This window comes from Klebsiella sp. NPDC088457, from assembly GCF_044900465.1.
Taxonomy (GTDB): domain Bacteria; phylum Pseudomonadota; class Gammaproteobacteria; order Enterobacterales; family Enterobacteriaceae; genus Klebsiella.
Genome location: NZ_JBJDNH010000065.1, coordinates 1 through 20,245, shown reverse-complemented (window position 1 = coordinate 20,245; position 20,245 = coordinate 1). Strand labels below are relative to the sequence as shown.

General features: G+C 49.0%; 18 protein-coding genes and 4 pseudogenes. 11 read left to right on the top strand and 11 right to left on the bottom strand.

Features of this window, described 5'->3' with window-relative positions:
- Positions 1-115 precede the first annotated feature (115 nt).
- On the top strand, positions 116-1,654 hold the full coding sequence (tnpC, locus tag ACI2JR_RS26050; protein WP_462479843.1) for an IS66 family transposase: 1,539 nt from the start codon (positions 116-118) through the stop codon (positions 1,652-1,654).
- A gap of 2 nt (positions 1,655-1,656) precedes the next feature.
- Here tnpC and ACI2JR_RS26045 read toward each other — a convergent pair.
- From ACI2JR_RS26045 to ACI2JR_RS26025, 5 genes and pseudogenes are all read right to left on the bottom strand, one after another.
- Positions 1,657-2,173 (bottom strand): annotated as a pseudogene (locus tag ACI2JR_RS26045) (reverse transcriptase/maturase family protein); the annotation flags it as partial.
- Between the two features lie 157 nt (positions 2,174-2,330).
- Positions 2,331-2,508, bottom strand: a pseudogene (locus ACI2JR_RS26040) (IS3 family transposase); the annotation flags it as partial.
- Between the two features lie 171 nt (positions 2,509-2,679).
- Entirely contained in the window at positions 2,680-3,321 is a 642-nt protein-coding gene (locus tag ACI2JR_RS26035) for a triose-phosphate isomerase family protein (protein WP_462479842.1), read from the bottom strand.
- 122 nt (positions 3,322-3,443) lie between these two features.
- Positions 3,444-5,972: a membrane-bound PQQ-dependent dehydrogenase, glucose/quinate/shikimate family gene (locus ACI2JR_RS26030; RefSeq protein ID WP_462479841.1), complete on the bottom strand. Its 2,529-nt coding sequence runs from the start codon at positions 5,970-5,972 to the stop codon at positions 3,444-3,446.
- 435 nt (positions 5,973-6,407) lie between these two features.
- Positions 6,408-6,554, bottom strand: coding sequence for a transposase zinc-binding domain-containing protein (locus tag ACI2JR_RS26025; RefSeq protein ID WP_462479840.1), 147 nt, complete (start codon positions 6,552-6,554; stop codon positions 6,408-6,410).
- A 145-nt stretch (positions 6,555-6,699) separates the two neighbouring features.
- Between ACI2JR_RS26025 and ACI2JR_RS26020 the strand changes: the two are divergent.
- Positions 6,700-6,819: pseudogene (locus ACI2JR_RS26020) on the top strand (IS1 family transposase); the annotation flags it as partial.
- A gap of 230 nt (positions 6,820-7,049) precedes the next feature.
- Here the strand turns inward: ACI2JR_RS26020 and ACI2JR_RS26015 are convergent.
- The 4 genes from ACI2JR_RS26015 to ACI2JR_RS26000 form a co-directional block, all read right to left on the bottom strand.
- Positions 7,050-8,144, bottom strand: coding sequence for a GntR family transcriptional regulator (locus tag ACI2JR_RS26015; RefSeq protein WP_462479839.1), 1,095 nt, complete (start codon positions 8,142-8,144; stop codon positions 7,050-7,052).
- Between the two features lie 88 nt (positions 8,145-8,232).
- The gene (locus ACI2JR_RS26010; protein WP_462479838.1) at positions 8,233-9,489 is read right to left on the bottom strand and encodes an MFS transporter; all 1,257 of its coding nucleotides are present in this window, start codon (positions 9,487-9,489) and stop codon (positions 8,233-8,235) included.
- 46 nt (positions 9,490-9,535) lie between these two features.
- Positions 9,536-10,747, bottom strand: coding sequence for an anhydro-N-acetylmuramic acid kinase (locus ACI2JR_RS26005; protein ID WP_144274066.1), 1,212 nt, complete (start codon positions 10,745-10,747; stop codon positions 9,536-9,538).
- Between the two features lie 468 nt (positions 10,748-11,215).
- Positions 11,216-14,224: a Tn3 family transposase gene (locus ACI2JR_RS26000; RefSeq protein WP_462479837.1), complete on the bottom strand. Its 3,009-nt coding sequence runs from the start codon at positions 14,222-14,224 to the stop codon at positions 11,216-11,218.
- A gap of 170 nt (positions 14,225-14,394) precedes the next feature.
- Here ACI2JR_RS26000 and ACI2JR_RS25995 point away from each other — a divergent pair, with 170 nt between their 5' ends.
- Positions 14,395-14,937, top strand: a complete 543-nt coding sequence (locus tag ACI2JR_RS25995) for a recombinase family protein (protein WP_462479844.1) — start codon at positions 14,395-14,397, stop codon at positions 14,935-14,937.
- Between the two features lie 11 nt (positions 14,938-14,948).
- Here the strand turns inward: ACI2JR_RS25995 and ACI2JR_RS25990 are convergent, their stop codons facing one another.
- The gene (locus tag ACI2JR_RS25990; RefSeq protein ID WP_462479836.1) at positions 14,949-15,914 is read right to left on the bottom strand and encodes an oxidoreductase; all 966 of its coding nucleotides are present in this window, start codon (positions 15,912-15,914) and stop codon (positions 14,949-14,951) included.
- 105 nt (positions 15,915-16,019) lie between these two features.
- Between ACI2JR_RS25990 and ACI2JR_RS25985 the strand changes: the two genes are divergently transcribed.
- The 8 genes and pseudogenes from ACI2JR_RS25985 to ACI2JR_RS25950 all read left to right on the top strand — a co-directional run bounded on the left by ACI2JR_RS25985 (position 16,020) and on the right by ACI2JR_RS25950 (position 19,583).
- Positions 16,020-16,658 carry an AraC family transcriptional regulator gene (locus tag ACI2JR_RS25985; RefSeq protein WP_462479835.1) on the top strand — a complete coding sequence of 213 codons (639 nt, stop codon included), beginning with the start codon at positions 16,020-16,022 and terminating at the stop codon, positions 16,656-16,658.
- 29 nt (positions 16,659-16,687) lie between these two features.
- Positions 16,688-16,825, top strand: a pseudogene (locus ACI2JR_RS25980) (helix-turn-helix domain-containing protein); the annotation flags it as partial.
- Positions 16,822-17,070: a hypothetical protein gene (locus ACI2JR_RS25975; protein WP_462479834.1), complete on the top strand. Its 249-nt coding sequence runs from the start codon at positions 16,822-16,824 to the stop codon at positions 17,068-17,070. The pseudogene ACI2JR_RS25980 and the gene ACI2JR_RS25975, both read left to right, overlap by 4 nt.
- Before the next feature lie 20 nt (positions 17,071-17,090).
- Complete coding sequence (locus ACI2JR_RS25970) at positions 17,091-17,561, top strand: hypothetical protein (RefSeq protein ID WP_462479833.1); 471 nt, start codon at positions 17,091-17,093, stop codon at positions 17,559-17,561.
- Positions 17,562-17,659: 98 nt separating this feature from the next.
- Positions 17,660-17,989 (top strand): hypothetical protein, encoded by a 330-nt coding sequence (locus tag ACI2JR_RS25965; protein WP_462479832.1) that lies wholly within the window; start codon positions 17,660-17,662, stop codon positions 17,987-17,989.
- An 84-nt stretch (positions 17,990-18,073) separates the two neighbouring features.
- A complete protein-coding gene (locus ACI2JR_RS25960) occupies positions 18,074-18,631 on the top strand; it encodes a hypothetical protein (RefSeq protein WP_142906186.1) in 558 nt (185 codons plus the stop codon).
- A 70-nt stretch (positions 18,632-18,701) separates the two neighbouring features.
- Positions 18,702-18,914, top strand: coding sequence for a cytoplasmic protein (locus ACI2JR_RS25955; protein WP_462479831.1), 213 nt, complete (start codon positions 18,702-18,704; stop codon positions 18,912-18,914).
- 57 nt (positions 18,915-18,971) lie between these two features.
- Positions 18,972-19,583, top strand: a complete 612-nt coding sequence (locus ACI2JR_RS25950; RefSeq protein ID WP_462479830.1) for a DUF2913 family protein — start codon at positions 18,972-18,974, stop codon at positions 19,581-19,583.
- Here the strand turns inward: ACI2JR_RS25950 and ACI2JR_RS25945 are convergent.
- Positions 19,580-20,245 (bottom strand): Rpn family recombination-promoting nuclease/putative transposase (locus tag ACI2JR_RS25945; protein ID WP_462479829.1); only part of this gene is annotated, 666 nt, incomplete at its 5' end. The genes ACI2JR_RS25950 and ACI2JR_RS25945 overlap by 4 nt on opposite strands.

The following is a 20,245-nucleotide window of genomic DNA, read 5'->3' as shown; positions in this document are numbered from 1 at the left end:
GATGCTGATGGAAGGCATCGACTGGCGGCAGCCTAAAAGACTGCTTACGTCCTTGACTATGTTGTAGGCCTCTTTACCCTGGTCGACGCTGAATGAGCCTGGTAATATACCCGGCATGAACAGCTCACTTCCTGACAATATTGATGAACTGAAACGTCTCCTTGCCGAACAGGAGGCGCTGAACCGTGCCCTGCTGGAAAAGCTGAACGAGCGTGAACGCGAAATAGATCACCTGCAGGCGCAGCTGGATAAGCTGCGCCGGATGAACTTCGGCAGCCGCTCCGAAAAAGTCTCCCGTCGTATAGCGCAGATGGAAGCCGACCTTAACCAGTTGCAGAAAGAAAGCGATACCCTTACCGGTCGGGTGGATGACCCGGCCGTGCAGCGCCCGCTGCGTCAGACCCGTACCCGGAAACCGCTCCCTGAATCGCTACCCCGTGATGAAAGACGACTGCTTCCGACCGAATCCTGTTGCCCGGACTGCGGTGGTGCGCTGAGCTACCTGGGTGAAAACGCAGCAGAACAGCTGGAACTGATGCGCAGCGCCTTCCGGGTTATCCGCACTGTGCGGGAAAAACATGCCTGCCGCCGATGTGATCGTATCGTTCAGGCTCCGGCCCCCTCACGCCCCATAGAACGGGGTATCGCCGGTCCGGGGCTACTGGCGCGGGTACTCACGTCAAAATACGCAGAACATGCACCGCTGTATCGTCAGTCAGAGATCTATGCCCGGCAGGGTGTGGAACTAAGCCGTTCCGTGCTGTCAGGCTGGGTGGATGCATGTTGTCGCCTGCTGGCCCCGCTGGAAGAAGCCCTTCAGCACTATGTACTGGCCGACGGCAAACTCCATGTGGACGATACGCCGGTCCCGGTGCTCCTGCCGGGCAATAAGAAAACGAAGACCGGGCGCTTATGGACATACGTTCGCGACGACCGTAACGCCGGGTCAGAGCTGGCGCCGGCAGTATGGTTCGCCTACAGCCCGGACAGAAAAGGGATCCACCCACAAACGCATCTTACAGGCTTCAGCGGCGTACTGCAGGCAGACGCCTATGCGGGGTTCAACGAGCTGTATCGCGAAGGTCATATAAAAGAAGCAGCCTGCTGGGCTCATGCCCGTCGAAAAATCCATGATGTGCATGTACGCACGCTATCGGATACCTTAGAAGAAGCGCTGAAGCGCATCGGTCAGTTGTACGCCATCGAGGCTGATATAAAGGGAATGCAGGCAGGGCAGCGACTTGCCGAACGCCAGCTTAAAACGATCCCCCAACTGAAATCACTGGAAAGCTGGCTGCGTGAAAAGGTGAAAACGTTGTCCCGACACTCAGAACTGGCGAAAGCGTTCACGTACGCACTGAACCAGTGGCCAGCGTTGGCTTACTATACTGACGACGGCTGGGCCGAAGCAGATAATAACATCGCTGAAAATGCGCTGCGGATGGTCAGCCTGGGCCGCAAAAACTACCTGTTCTTCGGTTCGGATTATGGTGGTGAGCGCGGTGCGCTGCTGTACAGCCTGATCGGAACGTGCAAACTGAACGGAGTAGATCCAGAGCGCTACCTTCACCATGTGCTTAACGTGATCGCAGACTGGCCGATAAACCGGGTCAGCGAGCTGCTGCCATGGCGAGTAACACTGCCAGCAGAATAACCAACCTCAGTCAATACGGTTCTCGGCGCACGCTTACGTTTAATACTGTCTTCAAGCACGCCTCGACACTCTTCCCTTATGGCTTCCGCCTGTGCTTTGGTACAAGACAATGAGCACGAAGTCATCGGCATAGCGGCAATAAGCAACGGCGGGTTTCCATTCCCCGTTTTCCCTGACTGCGGTACTTCGGCGTTGCTGGATACTGTTATTCCAGTACCATCGATCCTTTCTGGCTTTCCCGCTCAGATAGCTTTCATGCAGATACTGATCGAACTCATTCAGCATGATGTTCGACAGCAACGGCGATATTACGCCACCCTGCGGCACGCCTTCACTGGCCGTCCGAAAGAGACCGACATCGATATATCCCGCCTTGATGGTTTGCCACAGCAGAATCATCAAGCATTCGTCACTGATCCTGCGGCGTACGGCCTTCATCAGCAGGTGGTGATGTACGGTGTCGAAGTAACTGGACAGGTCGCCTTCAATCACCCTGCGTCCCCGTGTTTCCCCACAATCACCCTGCAGGCATGCCGCAGGCCATTGCCGCTAAGGTTCTCCACTGTCACACCTGGTGGGATTGTTGGGTTTCTCGTCATGAGTTACCGGCTAAATATTCCAGACAGACTAGTGGTTCATTTGAGCATCCATGCTCGCCCTGAACTCCGGGCACACTATAAGTGATATCGGTTACCCAGACCTGATTGGCCCGGATAACCGTAAACTGCCGCTGCACGCGATTAGGGGCAACCACTGAAGGTCTGCCAGCTATGCGGCGTGGTGCTTTTATAGACGCGCACGGCCTTAATCCTGTTCAGTTGCATAATACGGCCCACCCGGTTTTTACCGCAGGTTTACCCGATTTGTCTTTTATTTCTTATCCTGTTCGCTTCTCAAAATCCTGACTGCTTCATCAATAATTGATTCCATTGCCTGAGGATTATGCGCGAAACGCCCAAGAAATATGCCATCGACATCTGGCCACAACCGGGTCAACAGGCCGGGGCCTGCGCTTCCGCCATAAATCATACTGCTGGGGGACTCATACTCATGGCGTAAGTTGTCCGCAGAGTGCAGCAAACGGTTTGAATATATTCATCGCTGGCCGGTTCTGCCGCACCGATTGCCCATTGAGGTTCCCATGCAAAAATCACTGGCAATAACATACCGTGACTAAACGAACTCAATAGATCATTCGCTTGAGTTATTGCATATTCAGAGGCCTGTTCCGCACTCATTTTCTCCGGTTCCCCGATACAGATAACAGGAATCAGCCCGGTTTCGAATGCGCGTTCTATTTTCTGGCGAATAATATCTGTGGTTTCGCCGAAATAACGCCGCCGCTCCGCATGACCAATCTCTGCATACCGGCAGCCCATCTCACGAAACATGGCAGCACTACTTTCCCCGGTCCATGAGCCAGCTGGTGCATGGCAGATATCCTGCGCCCCCGTAAACATGGTCGTTTCACGGAAATACTGCAGCGCGAGAGACACTGTCGGTATTGCCGGGAAGGTAAATGTTTCCAGCGAATGACGGATATCGTCCGGTATCGTTTTAACGATATCAGCAACCTGCTCACACCACTCTTGCGTCTGCTGATAACTAAGAGAGGTTCTCAGAGCGTGGCGCAAAGATGAAGGATGAACACCTGACGCCGCTGTCACGACACCAGATTTATTGTGTCACTACACTGCTAGGAGTTAACCAGAGAAAATTTGAGGTATGCCACAAAGAAAATACCCGGTAAGCCAGACTGACGTCCGGCCTACCGGGTTACTTATGTTGTTTACTTCGGTAACGCATAGGCGATAACGAAGTTACCACGCGGGGTATGCATGAAATGGTGCCCGGTAGCGGTAATAACCACGTATTCGCGGCCATCCTGTTCGTATACTATCGGCGTAGCCTGAGCTCCGGCTGGCAACGGCATTGACCAGACGGTTTTCCCGCTGTTGATATCAATAGCGCGGATTAAATTATCCGTGGCGGCTGCAATGAAGATCAACCCTGACTTCGTTACAACTGAGCCGCCATTGTTCGGCGTACCGATGTCAATCGGCAATCCTGTTGGCAAGCCAAACGGACCATTTTCACGCGCGGTACCCAACGGGCGATCCCACACGGTTCGTCCATCGCGGATATCGATAGCGCGAATGCCGCCGTAAGGAGGTTCTTTACATAGCATACCGGTGAACGGTAACTGCCAACCGGCATTGACATTAACGGCAACCGGAACCCCTTCTTGAGGATCGCCAGCCCCCTCTGCACGTCCTTCTAGAACAGGATCGTTGAGGATTTCACGCGCCTTCCAACCCATCGCATCAGCATCTTTGCGGGAAACCAGTATGGTATAGTTCGGCATATCATTGTAATTAGCAATGATCAGACCACGCGACGGATCGAATGACACGCCCCCCCAGTCGGTACCGCCGTTATAGCCAGGATAATCGATTATAGGTTTGTCGAGTCCTGGTGGCGTGTACTTACCTCGATAATCGGCCTTGGCGAACTGAATCCGACATACCAGTTGGTCTATCGGGGTCAGGCCCCACATGTTCTCAGGTTTGAGATCGGGCTTAGTCAGCGTATTAAACAGAGAGAAAGGCTGAGTTTTGCTACGCGCCTGCGGCTCCAGACCCCCTTGCGGAACAGAGCGTTCTTCCACGCCAAACAACGATTTCCCTGTCTCACGATTGAGCACGTAGGTTTCACCGTTTTTGGTTGGGAAGATTATTGCCGGAACTTTGCTACCATCAGCCTGAGGATAATCAACCAGCGTCGGTGAGGCACCCGGATCGTAATCCCATACGTCATTATGCGTATTCTGGAACGACCAACGAGGCTTACCAGTTTCGATATCCAGTGCTGTCAGAGAAGGTGAATACTTATTCTCGTTCGCACTACGGCTGCTGGAGTAGTAATCGCCTGATGCATTTGCCACTGGTAAGAATACCAGGCCGAGTTTATCGTCGCCGGTGAACGCCGCCCATACGTCAGGTGAGCCACGCTTGTAGAGATCATTGCCTTCACGCGGTGCAGTGTTTTGCGGATCGGCAGCATCCCATGCCCACTTCAGCTTACCAGTTTTGATATCATACGCCTTGGTCACACCTGATGGACCGAATGCTCGCTGTCCGTCAACCGTTGTATGACCCACCACCAGGGTGTCGCGAATCACGGCTGGCGGCGAAGTAATAGAAACATAGCCATGATAAACTTGGCCCATATCGTCAGTGATTTTCACTTCACCGTTCTTGCCGAAGTCCTGACAGCGCTGACCGGTCTGGGCATCAAGTTCAATCACTCGAGCATCGAGAGTGCCGACAATAACGCGACGTGCACAGAGTGCGCCAATGTTAGCTACTGGCGTAGCAGAAACCGCCGGGTCCTGATAGTAAGCCATCGAACGGCATGACGGTGTATAAGGCACCGACTCGGGCGTGATGCCTGGATCAAATTCCCACTGCTTCTTACCGCTCGCAGCATCCAGCGCTACCACTTTATTCAGATAGCCACACACATACAGCATGTTGCCAATCTTCAATGGCGTATTCTGAACGCCCCAACGCGTATCTTTCGGTACATCGCCTGCCTCAGCTTGCCAGGCAACCTGAAGGTTCTTCACATTGTCGGGAGTAATCTGAGTCGCGGACGAATAACGCGCCACCGCTTGATTACCACCGTAAGCTGGCCAGTCGGTGGAGGGAATGGTGTGACCCACACCCGTGCCGGTATCGGCTTCGAACGGATTATCCGCAACCGGCGGAACATCCTTCGCCTCCGTGACATGGTAAGGAACGAAAGCAAGGCCACCTGCGATCACGAAAGCCAGCACCAGAATGCCGGATAGAGTGCGAGACACACTGCGTGAAAGCCTTTGATGGAGAGAAGGGAGTAAAAAAGAGAAGACGATGGCAAAAATCAGCATCAGTGCAAAACGCGGCACCCATCCCCAGTAGTCCAGGCCCGACTCATTGATGGTCCAAACAAGGGTAAAGATGAAAAGCACACCGAACCACAAGGTAGCTTTATAAGAACGACGAGCGAGCCAAACCGCACTAATAATGCTAAGAATACCTGCAATCGCGTAATACCAGTTCCCACCAAGGACAATAAGCCATGCGCCCCCGGCAGCGATCACAACGCCAAACACGCCTAAAATGATTGCGAGCAACCATCGGCCGCCTTTCGCTAAGGTACTCTCTGAACTAAACATATCGCTCCTTAAGAAGAAAACAGAATGCGCCTGGAGGTCACATCTGTAGTCGACGTGGCCGTGATATTGATGGCCGGTATAGGTTTGCAGGAACACCATCGGCTGACCTGACAAAAGAGAACAAGAACTGATCCCGTGGGTGCAAACTTCCTTATATATCTTGACAGAACATTACAGCGCAAATGTTGCAAAAGTTGCTTAAACTGCCGCCTTAACAGTTACTAGATTGATTCTAATTGTTACTATCCTGTATAAATGATGTGGTAATCAATACTACTATTGCCCTTCAGGTTTACCATCCGCCGCCAAAGCACAGTACAAATCGGCCAGATTAGCAGTCGCACCTGTCGAGTATTGACTAAGGTCTGCTATGTCTTGTACAGCACACACTGTGCATACGTGTAGTGGTCAACTAAAACTGGCCACCGCTTTAGAGTTTTTCCAGTATCGATTTTTCGATTCGTTTGGGGGTAACCCACCGTTATAGTCATGTGGCCTTAGCGAGCTGTAATACCCGACGATATGGCTCTGCTGCTATACCCATTGCTCGGTGGCTTTAAAACCGCAGGCGCTGCAGGCCTTTGACTTACAGCTCTGGCAGAAAAAACGGGAATGGGTGCAGTCGGCCGATGCGCAGCAGTAACGACGCACGCCCATGCTGGCGGTACCGCAGGCGAGCATACGCTCGACGCAGAGGCGGGTCTAGGGAGTGACGTGGTCGCCGAATTCTTCGAGAAATTTATTCCAGCCGTCATCAATGGTAAACAGCAATTTTGCGGGACGTGGAATATACATGCCGCAGAGTATAAAACGGGGCTCAGGGCATGAACACCATCGGAACGGCAGAGCCGTGACGCTCGCCCTGCAAGGGCGCTACGTTCTAAAATCGGTGGAGTTGCATGACAAAGTCATCGGGCATTATCTGAAAATCAGACGCTATCAGTAAATTTGAATCATCACCCTTCTGGGGTTACTCAAAGCATTACCCCAACAGAAATGTATTACACTTTGCCTGGTACAAGACTCGAAAATAAAGGCCCACTCAATTCAGACACAGAGGAACGAAAGATTAATTAAAAGTGTCATTGACGATAGTATCTGGAAGGACCGGTTACTGATGCAAAAATGTTTCCATGATAATACCGCTATACCCAATGACACTTTGATCTAACCTTTTTATAGTCCGCTCGACTTTCGTTTTACTATCGCACCGTTCAGCAGAACAACCCGTATCGGGGTTAATGGATTGGAAACCCGCTCGTTCATCAATTCCATTGCTGTGATGGCTATCTCATGCAGGGGATGTTTCCATGTGGTGAGCGAATAATTGACATCATCAGAGAATGAGGCATTATCAAAACTCACGGTGTACAGTGGTATTTTTGGGTTATGTATCTGCCACAGTTCCGTTAAACATTTGGCCGTAAAGTCATTGGCACACACAACATGGTTTACGTTGTTTAGCCGTAATGTGTCTATGGTTTCTGTACTGATTTTTTCAGTTTTAATAATGGTGGAACTATTCGACGTTTCCTGTACTGCTATGTTAAATCCATACAGTCTGGAAGTAATAGTCATGGCACTGTCTTTTAACATCAGGAAAGCAATTTTTTTTGCCCCTGAACGTAATAAGTGGGTAGTCATACAATAACCGGCTGACATATTGTTCATCATAATAACATCAAAATCACCAGTTAAAGGAGGGGCAACATAATCACGATCGAGAAGAATAACCTGAATGTTTAATTTTTTTATGTATTCAAGAATGACTTTGTTGATTAACTCGGATTCTCTGACAAACTCAATCGGAACATAAAATATTCCCTGCACATTTTCTTTTCCATATTCATCAACCGCAAGTTTAATGGTTTTTATAATATTCTGGAAATGCTCATTCTTGAAGTGCATTCGTCCTTTTAATAACGTGACATGGCTTCTGGTAGCAATTTTTTTCAGTAGTTCAAAAAGTTCATCAAGAATATACCTGCTGTCATCCTGCGCCATACGTGGAGCCAGTATAGCATAGTGTAGTTTGTTGACGCCGGTTAAAGAAATAAAATGCCCTGAGCCTTTTTTACTGTAGATTATATCCATTTCCTGCAGTTTCATTAATGCCCTGGCTATCGTTGGCCTCGAGACGCCAAATCGGACTGAAAGATTATTTTCAGATGGTAATTTATCGCCGGGGTTGTAGTTCCCGTTAATGATTTCTTTATATAAGACATTATAAACCTGTTCGGATTTAATCATCATCATCACTTCTGTCGGCATTAAGTCTACGGACAGTATATCTCATTTTCCGGACATGCTGGAAGATATCATTATCTTTCTGCATGTCCGGTATGGAACGTCACCGATCTTAAACTATGTTTCCATTATTGCTCTTTTTTATATTCATTTTAGTATAAGCATACAATGATATTACTATATAACTAAACATAGGAAGGATGAAACTATAAGCGGTTTTACCGGTGATATCGGCAATCATTCCCATCAGGTATGGGTATATGGCTCCGCCAGAAATACCTAAGACCAGATATGAGGTGGCTATTTTTTTAAACTCACCTAGTCCAGATAATGCCGCGGCAAAAATAGATGGATATTGAATGGACATACAGTAATAGCAGACATATACACCCACAATGGACACATACCGGATATCACACAGAATCACAACACAGGCTAACGCAGCCATCATTGAATAAGTAAATAATAATTTATTCGCCTCGATGTATTTTAATGCAATCAGACTGACCACCCGACCAGCCATAAACAGAAAAAGGCCAACAGACAGTAACATCGACGCCGTTTTCGCCGTTACATCAACGTTCTCGATGGCAAAATTGATAAAGAACGCCCCAATGCCCACTAATGCGCCAACCTGTAACCACACACAAAGCAAAGCAGACGTAAAAGAAGGAAGCCGCCATAAATCGGAAGCTTTGCCGACAGGGTAACGGCAAGGGCTATTAACCTCATTGTGACTTTCTTTTGTTGAAGGTTCATAAAGCTTTGAAAAATACAGGTAGGAGAGAAATATAATAACGATAACCGCCATCGATACATATGTCAGCATGACGGGGTTCAGATCCACTGAGCCTATTGAGATGGATGGAATGAAAAAAATGCTCCCCCCTACCACGGGCCCCAGGAGAAGACCAACACCGTTAAAAGTCTGGGCAAGGTTAAGTCTTTTTGCTGTTTCATCCTCACTTCCTATTGATGCCGCATAGCTGTTGGCACCAGTCTCAAGGCATCCTAATCCCATAGCCAGGATGAAGATGGCAATAAGAAAAGAGAGGAATGTGTTTGCCAGTGTTGCGGGTACAAAAAGTAATGAGCCAAATGCAAAAAAAGAGAGACCTGTTAAAATTGAACTTTTAAAACCATACCTTTCCATCAATTTTCCTGTGGGTATGGCGACAAATACATATGCACCATAATAGGCCAACTGTAACAATGCAGAATGAGCCTTGTCAATATCTAAACTGTCCTGGAAGTGCTTATTTAAAACATCAAGCAATCCATGAGAAAAACCCCAAAAGAAAAACACAATAACAATAAGTATAAATGTTTTCTTTATTTTATTATTTAGAGATACAGAGTGGTTTACCATGATGTACTCCATGAATGGTAGGGCAAAGCCCTACCATTTTATATGATCAATTTTTAAATTTTGCCGCTTTTGGTGGATAGGATACTTTACCCAGCACCGTAAATTCTGAAGCGCCACACGCCGCCGGAATGTTATTAGCGAACTGGTTGATCGTTGCATAAGCCAGTGTGGCGAACTTAATGGCTTCTTTAAACACAGATGGGATGCCATACACATCTGATTCAACAATATCCATTACCGGGAATTGTTTCTGTAGTCTTTCCAGCAGGAATTTATTTTTAGTCCCGCCGCCACTGGCGATAATCTGAGACAAACCAGCAAGATCAGGAATGTTATCTTTAATGGATCTTGAAATTGCCAGCGCGGTAAACTCCGTCAATGTGGCAATAATATCTTCTTTCTTTTCCATTTTATATTTTTCAAGCATGCCATTAGCATAGCTGGAACCAAAATCAAGTCGCCATGCGCAGCGAGGAATTGGACGTTTGAAATACTCATGCTGGAACAATTCTTCAAGCATTGCACTGATAATTTTACCGCTGCGTGCCGTTTCTCCATCTTTATCGTAATCAAGGCCATAGAGGATATTCATGGCATGATCAATCATGACGTTACCTGGTCCGGTGTCAAAGGCATACATTTTACTCCGGTCTTTATGGGCCAGATGGCAGTTTGCAATACCACCGATGTTAAGAGTCAGAACAGGACCAATTTCACGGAAAGCGACATAGTCCAAGTATTGCATTAATGGCGCTCCCGTCCCCCCCAGAACATGGTCTGCCGGCCGGTAATTATTGACGGTGATAATGTTGGTTATGGCAGAAACAATGGCAGGCTCGCCAATCTGCAGCCCACAGGCATAAATGCCCGATGTCCAGCGTTCAAGGATATTTTGGTTGTCTTTCTGGTATGCAGCCAGTCCCTCATGCACAGGAGGTTCCTGATAGATAGTTTGTGCATCATAACCAATGACTTCAACATCGCTGTCAGTTATGTTCTCTTCGTCCATGAAATTCTGAATACATTCAGCAAAAACGGCACCAATCTCATAGTTCAGACGGCATAATTCAAATACAGATAATTTATTCTCGAAGCTGCGGATGACTTTTTCAGCAACGACTTTTGGCCATGCATAACTTTTACCTGATTTAAAGACAGGACGTTTTGGGTATCCATCAGAATCTAAAGGAATATCAATCAATACAACATCAATTCCATCAAATGAAGAACCGCTATTTAAACCAATTGCTAAAGGCATAACTCCTCCGGGGGAAATTATTATTCGATGATTAAAAAAATAGATTCACTTTTTTTACATTTAAAATTTAATTTAGTGATATTGCGGTTTGTATCGTATGCTGAACATTACCCAGCAGGCATCACCGATGCAATTTCATTCTGTACGGAAGGTTTTGCCTTTTATGGATCTGTCACATAAAAACATGAACCTGTAAAATAATAAGTTACAGGTTGTACTGCATATGATCTTATCCGGTCAGTATTGGTGACTTCACCCTGTGTTAACACTGTACCACTCATCATGAGTGTAATATCGGGAGCAGTACTGTTATGGGCAGGATAGACCCGACCATGAGAACCGGTAAGCGTGGCAATGATCTGTCTCTCAGTATGACCTTTACCGCTCGCCCGGCATTGATGAGAACGGATTCATGCTGCAGGATAAACAATACACGGGGTTTGACGGTCAATGATGTAAAAAACCACGCTAAGGAGATAATTCATTGTTCAAATTGAAATTTAATGGTCTCAACTCTCCCTTCAGAATATCCTCCGGTAGTGTAAACGTATAATGCCCCAGCATATTGATATGCCTGTGCATCAGTGGCGAAAGCCGGGCAATATGCTCATCCTCTGGCGTTTCCCCCATCATTCTGAGATGCAAAAGCGCTTCCTGCATGTAAAGCGTGTTCCACAGTACGACCGCATTTGTGACCAGGCCCAGCGCACCAAGCTGGTCTTCCTGTCCCTCACGGTAACGTTTTCTGATTTCACCACGCTGTCCATAACAGATGGCCCTGGCGACGGCATGGCGGCCTTCTCCCCGGTTTAACTGGGTCAGGATACGGCGACGATAATCCTCATCATCAATATAATTAAGAAGGTACAGCGTCTTGTTAACTCTCCCCACTTCCATGATCGCCTGCGCCAACGCCGATGGACGGGTACTCCTGAGCAGAGAACGGAGCAGTTCCGATGCATGGATAGTACCCAGCTTCAGGGAGCCGGATGCCCGCATCATTTCATCCCAGTGATTTTCAACCTTCGGCAGATCCACGCATCCCCGCGCCAGTTCATCCAGTACGCCGTAGTGGGCATTTTTGTCGATTCGCCAGAATACGGCTTCTCCGGCATCCGCCAGCCGGGGCGAAAACTGGTATCCCAGCAGCCAGAACAAGCCAAAAATAATATCGCTGGTTCCTGCCGTATCCGTCATTATTTCAACCGGATTCAGCCCGGTCTGCTGTTCCAGAAGACCTTCCAGTACAAAAATAGAATCCCTCAGCGTCCCCGGTATGACGATGCCGTGAAACCCGGAATACTGATCGGAAATGAAGTTATACCAGGTGATCCCCCGCCCTGAACCAAAGTATTTCCGGTTAGGTCCGGCGTTGAGGGTTTTAACCGGGGTAACAAAGCGCATGCCATCGGCTGAAGCCACATCGCCGCCACCCCAGCGACCGGCCAGTTCCAGCGTGGACTGAAAATCGACCAGCCGGGCGTTGGCGCTGACCAGCGTTTCAGCCCGGAGGTAATTCTGTTTCACCCAGCTGAGCCGGTGGCGGGTCAGCGCCGGTATATTGTGTTTTATCAGGGGTTCATGCCCGATGTTGCAGGCCTCGGCCAGCAGAACGGCACACAGACTGACGTGCAGGTCTTTTGCTCTGGCCTCTGATTCACTGACGTGCGTAAACTCACGGGTAAAGCCTGTTCTGGCATCGATCTCAAGCAGCAGTTCAGTGAGATCCACTGGCGGAAGAAGTTGTTTCACCCGGCTGCTCAGTTGCGTCAGCGCGGACGACTCATCGAGCTTTTCCAGACTGCCTATCGTCAGAGAGGGGTATTTACCTTCGTGACACATGCTCACGGCCTCATTGCCGTCAAAGCGCGCAGAAACGGCTTTCCAGGTTTTGTCCAGTTGATTCGCCAGTTGCTCTGCGGCTGTTCTGCCGTCAGTGGGGTGCCCAAGTGCTCGACAGACTGCGACTCGCTGAGCCTGCCATTCTTTCCCCTGAAGCAGCTTCTGACGCGGATCTCCCCAGCGCTCGCTGTTTTCCAGCCAGAGATCACGACGCCGCAGTGAATCCTGAAGGCACTCCAGCAGGCACAGTGAATAACCGGCGCGTTGAATCCGTCCCTCCGCATCATAAACCAGACGTTTCCAGGGACCGGTAATGATGTGCTCAGGCGCATCATCAAGGATACGTTTTTTCGAACCGTTCAGTTCTGTCAGGTAATGGATAGCAGCCAGGGTATGCTCACCGCCAGGCACGGCCCGAAAGTGAAGATCACGCAGAAGCGCGGGCAGGAAACGCTTTACCCGTCCGTACTGCCCCACCATTTCATCATGGAAGTTGTTGTCCTGCGGTCGGGCGAGTTCGTTAACTTTATCAACAGACTCCGCAAGCCTGGCGACCGGCACGCTGCTGAATATGGTCTTTCGCAGCGTTTTATCATCCGTATTTTCGTCAAGCAGAAGTGCGCAGGCCCTCGCCAGAAGCAATGCTGCCCGGTCAAGATCTTTCAGCGTCCTGAGCCGCTTTTTCTGCCCTGTTTTCTTCGCCTCGCGGGTAATGTCCACGATCAGCATATCAAGCACATCAACGGCGTCGTCCAACGCTGATGTTTCCTGCGCTTTAACAAACGCGGTCAGAACGGCCAGACGTCGTATTTCGGGCATTCTGGCGATATACCTTGCTGACGCCATTCCCGCATAGCGGGCCAGATTACGCAGTTGTATGGCCGGGAGACCGTCAAAATTCAGCCGTGAAAACTCAAGGTTCCTCAGGCGGGTGTACCGTTCCAGTGCCTCTATAAAAGACGGGCCGCTTATCTCTACAGGACCTTTTCGCAACTGCTCCATCACAGACACCCGCTGTCCTTCAGGGACCTCCAGTAAGCCAGCCAGTTGTGCTGTCTGCCAGCTGTCAGGCAGCGACGCCAGCTTTCTCCACAGGCGACGATTAGCCCGTTCCCTTACTTCACCAATAATCCTTGTCAGCGTGGAGGCGGCGGGCAGCAACACTTTGTGCTGAAGCAGCCATGCCGTCGCAAAATCAAACATCAGTCCGGGACGCTCATTGCTGAGCCATGCCCTGGTGTACAGCAGACGTTTAAGCCTGAACGCCCAGGGGAAATCGCCAAAATCATGATAGCCATAATGCTGTCTGATAAGCGCATGGTGTTCCCAGCGTGTATTTTCCCTCAATGCGTAACGGGACAGGACCTCCGGTCGGGGAATACCTAACTGGGCAGCCACATAGCGCCGTACGCCAGCAGGGGTCTGCATAAGATCATTCAGAAACGAGCCCAGAAAACGGGCGGTGGTGAGCTGAAGAGCAATGCCAAACCGGTTGTGCCTGCCCCGGCGCTGATTAACGAAATCCAGATCGCGCTCATCAAGATGAAAATACTTTGCCAGCTGAACTTCATTTGGCTCAGCGGCATAGCAGCCATAATTCTGAATCTGGTCATCGGTCAGAAAATCACCACTCATCAGCACATTCCTTTATCATCCATTATTCCATCATACTTTTGGCAGTATCAGATATTATGATATTTGATACCCGTCAAAACCGGAGCGGAAACGGGTATCAGAAATCGCAACTTATGCATTATGATACCATTTGGTATCAAAAACGATTTGTGAGACTTAAAATGGCGTGACTGGGCTATGCCAGAGTATCAACCAGTCATCAGAAGCTGACCGTGCAGATCATGGAGTTAAAAAATGCCGGTGTGCGTGAGGACCGGATTTTTACCGACATGATGAGCGGAGCAACCGACGAACGGGAAGGACTTCAGCGCCTCCTTGGTCGGGCAGAGAAAGATGACATCATCATCTGCACAAAAATGGACCGGCTTGGCCGCAACACCGCTGACATGATTCATATCGTGGATGCCTGCTATAAAAAAGGCATTGCCATTCGCTTCCTGGAAAATGGCCTCAGCACGGAAGGCACGATGGGTAAGATGATTATCCAGATCCTTGCCGCCGTAGCAGAGGCCGAGCGTGAACGCATTCTGGAGCGAACCAATGACGGGCGGACAGCCGCAATGGAGGCTGGAGTAAAGTTCGGACGGAAACCCCATAAGGCCTCTCAGGCAGCACTGAAGATGATTAAAGAGGGTCTGCCGGTAAAAGAAGTCGTGCGCAGGACAGGAATATCACGCGCGACATGTTTCCGTCTCAGGCGGCAGACCCTGTGATACAGTAAAAATCAGGCGGAGCGGCTTACTGCATCAATGCCCGTCAGAGAAGCAGACAACAGCCACAGACGTTCAGCTTCTGACGGGGAAACCGCCCAGGCTCTGACCCCTCTGAAAGTGGGAGCAATGCTCTCATCAATCTCTGCTATGTCGCAGTCTTCACAGTACACGCCTCCTTTCCCATCGAGAGAAGGTGATGTTGCCGCCCAGACCTGCGTAGCGGCACCCTGTTGTGGCGTTTTAAATTCCGGATCTGCTGGCCGGCCTTCTTTGTCCAGCCATCCGGCATCCGTCATTTCCTGTTGTGTAAGATGGCGCTGCAGGGGAGTAAATATTTTTCCCGGGTGCAGTGAAAAAGCCCGAACCCCCTGCTCCCTGCCTATCCTGTCCAGATGGACTGCACAAAGGGCATTCGCCGTTTTCGATTGCCCGTAAGCCAGCCATTTATCATAACTTTCTGAAAAAGTCAGGTCGTTCCACCGCATGCCAGAGGCGTGATGTCCTGCGGATGAAACCAGTACGACTCTTGCGTTGCCTTTCAGAGCCGGCCATAAGCGATTAATAAGGACATAATGCCCGAGATGATTTACAGCAAACTGAATTTCCTGCCCGTCAGACGTCCGGGTTTCAGGGCAGGCCATAATGCCTGCGCTGCAGATGAGAATGTCTATGTGTTGGTGTGATGACATAACCTGACAGGCAAAAGCAGTAATACTCTCCGGGCGGGCCAGGTCAAGCTCCGCGACCTGGATGCGGGGCGTTCCGCGTAATCTGCTCTCTGCTTCTTTCTGGTGCCTTGCACCGACAATGACCCGTGCACCGGCTTGTGAGAGCGCCCGGGACGTTTCAAATCCTATCCCGGAATGGCCGCCGGTCACTACCGCCGTCAGTCCGGTCAGGTTCAGCCCCGAGACCACCTCACTGGCCGAAGATCGGGAACTGAATCCGGAATTCAGAGGCTTTTGCATATTATTCATAAAACACTCCCTGGTGCCTTGTTAAATAAGTCCGGTTTATTATTCGCTGACGATGTGCCAGAATTAAATGTAAAATAATCCTTATTTCTGTCGGGATCGTCCAGGATGCAGTCAGACCCACTTTCAGATTTTCTGCTCTCTCTCAGTGCGAAATCGACCTTTTTCACCGGGCTTTACGCAGGCGGGGAGTGGGCTATCAGTTTTCCGGCTCCTGAGGGTTTCAAATTTAATACAGTGCGCAAAGGCAGTTGCTGGCTGACGGTGGAAAATACCGGGGATCCTGTTTTTCTCCATGAGGGCGATTGTTTCCTTCTCAGCCGGCAGAGGGCATTTACGCTCGGGAGCGGTCCTGATGTAAAAACGATAAACGCGCAAAAAGTATACTGTAACGCCGTGAACGGTATCGCCCGTTATGGTACAGAAGAAGATTTTTACCTCGTAGGCGGCCGGTTTGAATTCAATGAGGATATGTCACTGATTTCTGAACTGCTGCCGCCCGTTCTCATTATCCGCCGGAATGCGCCTCAGGCTGATGCCCTTCACTGGTCACTGGAAAAGCTGGCAAACGAACTGGCGAAGCCTCAGCACGGCAGCGCGCTGATAAATTCAGATACTCCGGTTTTTTCCCTGGGGCAGGCATTTGGATATGATTCTGACAGCGCTTTCAGTCATGCGTTTCGCCGAATTAAAGGTCTTACACCCAGTGAATACAGGAAGACCATGCGTTTAAAAACAATGAATTAACCTCTTAACGTGGTTTTTTACATCATTGACCGTCAAACCCCGACAAGCAGCAAAAAGAGCTTTGTAGAATGCATGGATGTGGTGAGTATTCAATCAGTGATTTGGCTGAATTATTTTCAGTCTCCCGACCTACTGTTTATCGAACACTTGCGCGAGGACAAAAATGAACGATCAGAACCTAAAAGATTACCTTTCAGAAAACTGGAAAAGACCATTTAAGACCCTTTCATTTTGGGTTGTCTCCATTGCTGCCGTTATATTAAAAGACCAATTATATAATTACGATCTCTCAGTCGACAGCATTTTTCATAGAACTAATCTGCTGGACTGGCTTTTGGGATTTATAATTATACTTACGTATATTTTTGCCGAAAAAATAGATGCCAAGGTCAAGGCAATGATGTCAAGTTAATTTAATAAAAAGGTTAAAAAATGAGAAATGAAATTTTCAGAAAGTTTTCGGTTAATTTTCTATCAATTTTGGTTTTTTATATATGCATTCCCGAACATGTACTTGCTGCTAGCATATGGGAAAAATATACATCAAGCTCAGCAGAAGATATGTGGGTGCTCAGGGTAAAACCACAAATGGACATGGCTGGTATCGTTTTCGCTCCTTTCTTTGATGTAAATAAGAGAGGAAGGCTAATGAGTTATGCCGATTCATTTGGAAATAAATTTCAGTTCGATGCAACCATAAAAAACATTTATATTAACTGTAAAAAACGCCAGTACGCGCTATACAGTACTGAGTTCTATAGGGATAACAATCTGTTATTTAAGCGAAATGATAAATTCATGGCCGACAATCTAAACTCTCATATGGGTTTTGATACGTTATGGAGGCCATTGGGCTTTGGTGATTTCTATAGTAAATCATTTGAATATTACTGTAACAAATAAATAATCAATACAGCCAGTATACAGAAGATATCTGGATGTGTTGTCTAAGTTATGGAGACGAATGTGAAAAAAATAATATTTATATTTTCTTGATATTGATGATTAGTAACCTTGTTTACGCAAACCGATATTTAGATGAATCAGGTAGTGATATTTATGAATATACCGGGGATAGTCATGGCTCTAACCTTATAGCGATTGTGGGGACTTTCATATATTACACTTGGGGTTATGCAGCATTTTTTAAAGAAAGACTGAGTAATAAGCGCTTGATTACTAGCGTACTTCTATCTTTGGTAACAACAGTGCTCTTTGTCAAATATCTTTTTGATTATCAAGGTGGTGGTGTTATAGCGATAGTGCCGATTATAGCTCCTTTCATTCTAAATATGGTAAGAGCATATATACCGTCTAAGTATTTATTATAGTTATTTTCATATCATAGGTGATACGATTGCTAATCGACGAATCCGGTATAAAGTGCTAATTTAAGGGAGCCGCAACGTGTGGAGATGCTGGCAGAATTATTATCACTTATCTCAAAAAATTCGTGGGCTGCGGGAATGCTCAGCATGCTTATTACAGCTCTGTCAGGTATGTTATCCTATCTTTTAAAAGAACGGGGACGTAGGCGGATGAAACGTTATGAACTCACGATAGAACATTACAACGACTACAGTTGCCTGATGTTCACCGCAATGGATGCCTTATGTGCAGATAAAGGGTTTGAAAAATACAAGACACGGAGCATTAAACCGGCTTTTCCCGAGCTGGTACTGGAAGAATTTACCCGCGACACTCTCAACGAACTTTTGTGCGCTTCAGGGCGAGCAACTCTGGTTGCTGATTCCCTGACGCGTGAACGGATTGCAGCCTGTACAAACTGTATCATCAATAAAGTTAATGGAAAACAGCAGTCGTCTGATGATTGCCATGACAAAATACTTGAAGCACTTAGAGCAATGAACCAGCATTTGCGTCGTTTTGAATATTGGTGGTTGATCCGATGGGGATTTGCAGTCATAGCATGGTTTAGGTCACTGAGAGTAAGGGAAAAATGTATAAACTGACAAAACTGCTTTTTGACTAATCACTTGGCCGGAAATTTCGGCGGTTCCGGCGAAGAACCCCTTTTACCGTATGTGTGCGAAAAAAGCTGCTCAGTCAGAGGTGCGCATACCTGACGGCTATGTTCTGGAATCTCCCGGCGAACGTGAAGATATAGTGCTCTCTCATGCTGATTTTCACGCGCTGGAGAAGCAGCTGGAGCGGAAGGAAACCTGGGAACAGACAGTCGGTGCAGCCTGCTTCGGCGAGGCAACCTGGCTGTTGCGTGACGAGCTGAAGCGTTAACCACTCAACGGTGAATTTAAAGTAAGGGATGAATATCAGTAAAGGGAGTCTGCCGGTATGGCAATGACAGACAGAACCGGCCATCTGGCCTGGTGTGCACTGGTGGCGCTTGCGCTGGCCAGACAGGATAGTGGCGTTCTCTCGCCGGCACAGGAAAATCTCTTTCTCACCCGCTGGCTGGCGACCGCGCTGAAGCAGCGCCGGTTTTCGCGCGAGGTGACGCCGGACATCGAGTGGCTGCTGAAACAGGGCCGCCAGATGGGCGTCAGTGCGAAGCTGGCCAGCAAGCTGAATTACCTCTGGCGTTCCTGTACCGGTGAGTTGTCCGAGCAGAACGACCTGTTCCGGCTGACGTATGCCCTGGAAACAGCGAAAGATATGCACTGGAACTACCGTCTGCTGAGCGATCGGGAATGGTCCGGCCGGAATGCTGTGGTGCTCAGTGCGGGCGTGAACGGCATTTATCTCTCTCGGGCCAGCCTCGATGCCGCTTTTGACGACAGTGGCCGACAGATAAATCCGCTGACAGCGCGTCTGACGGGGAACGTAGCGGGGGTGATGAAGCTGTTTAATCGCTGTGGCTGGCAGGCAGAGCCTGAGTCTGGTGCCTCCCTGCCCCACCAGTATTCGCTGATGGCCGGACAGGGAGCGCCAGGAGAGGGGGATTAATGACGGATCTGCGCCAGATCGTCTTCGGTCAGACCGGTCATTTTCATGACGGTATTGCGGTCAATGCCGTTCTGCAGCATGGTACGGGCTATTTTCAGAGTCGCTTCGCGCTCCCCTTCTGAACGGCCTTTTTCAATACCACGTTGTTCACCGAGCTGAATCCCCTTCTCGATGCCCTTCTGTTCAAGCTGCTGTGCGATGGTCATAAGTGCGTCTCCGTGTTGCGGCACACGCTGTGCCAGTTCGCGTACAAAGGCTTCGGCGTCGGCTGTTTCGCCTGCCTGCACTATATAGTGTACCAGCGATATTACCTGCGATGAAGACAGATATCCGGCCAGCAAAATGGGTGCCAGCCGATCAACCAGTTCAGCCAGGTCCCGCTGATGAATATGCTTTTGCAGTAAAGTTAGTGCGGCCATACTGCGATGGCCAGCGATTTCATCATCCGGAATGACCGTAACGTCTACCAGCGGAAAAGCGCTGCTGTAAAGTGTGCATGCCAGATTCGGGTCGTCAAACTCATCCAGCCACCGGGTGGAGTACGGATACGGACTGCGCTTACCGGTATAGAACAGGACCGGTATCACCAGGGGCAGCTTCTTATGGCCAGCTTCCAGGTGTCGCTGCATGGCGGCCACCGCATAGCGTATCAGGCGAAAAGC

What these genes read in the sequence shown, in the direction of transcription:
- tnpC (WP_462479843.1), top strand. Translation starts at nt 116, where the DNA reads ATGAACAGCTCACTTCCTGACAATATTGATGAACTGAAACGTCTCCTT.
- ACI2JR_RS26030 (WP_462479841.1), bottom strand. Translation starts at nt 5,972, where the DNA reads ATGGTGTTCCTGCAAACCTATACCGGCCATCAATATCACGGCCACGTC.
- ACI2JR_RS26025 (WP_462479840.1), bottom strand. Translation starts at nt 6,554, where the DNA reads ATGCTCGCCTGCGGTACCGCCAGCATGGGCGTGCGTCGTTACTGCTGC.
- ACI2JR_RS26015 (WP_462479839.1), bottom strand. Translation starts at nt 8,144, where the DNA reads ATGCCGACAGAAGTGATGATGATGATTAAATCCGAACAGGTTTATAAT.
- ACI2JR_RS26010 (WP_462479838.1), bottom strand. Translation starts at nt 9,489, where the DNA reads ATGGTAAACCACTCTGTATCTCTAAATAATAAAATAAAGAAAACATTT.
- ACI2JR_RS26005 (WP_144274066.1), bottom strand. Translation starts at nt 10,747, where the DNA reads ATGCCTTTAGCAATTGGTTTAAATAGCGGTTCTTCATTTGATGGAATT.
- ACI2JR_RS26000 (WP_462479837.1), bottom strand. Translation starts at nt 14,224, where the DNA reads ATGAGTGGTGATTTTCTGACCGATGACCAGATTCAGAATTATGGCTGC.
- ACI2JR_RS25990 (WP_462479836.1), bottom strand. Translation starts at nt 15,914, where the DNA reads ATGAATAATATGCAAAAGCCTCTGAATTCCGGATTCAGTTCCCGATCT.
- ACI2JR_RS25985 (WP_462479835.1), top strand. Translation starts at nt 16,020, where the DNA reads ATGCAGTCAGACCCACTTTCAGATTTTCTGCTCTCTCTCAGTGCGAAA.
- ACI2JR_RS25975 (WP_462479834.1), top strand. Translation starts at nt 16,822, where the DNA reads ATGAACGATCAGAACCTAAAAGATTACCTTTCAGAAAACTGGAAAAGA.
- ACI2JR_RS25970 (WP_462479833.1), top strand. Translation starts at nt 17,091, where the DNA reads ATGAGAAATGAAATTTTCAGAAAGTTTTCGGTTAATTTTCTATCAATT.
- ACI2JR_RS25965 (WP_462479832.1), top strand. Translation starts at nt 17,660, where the DNA reads ATGATTAGTAACCTTGTTTACGCAAACCGATATTTAGATGAATCAGGT.
- ACI2JR_RS25960 (WP_142906186.1), top strand. Translation starts at nt 18,074, where the DNA reads ATGCTGGCAGAATTATTATCACTTATCTCAAAAAATTCGTGGGCTGCG.
- ACI2JR_RS25955 (WP_462479831.1), top strand. Translation starts at nt 18,702, where the DNA reads ATGTGTGCGAAAAAAGCTGCTCAGTCAGAGGTGCGCATACCTGACGGC.
- ACI2JR_RS25950 (WP_462479830.1), top strand. Translation starts at nt 18,972, where the DNA reads ATGGCAATGACAGACAGAACCGGCCATCTGGCCTGGTGTGCACTGGTG.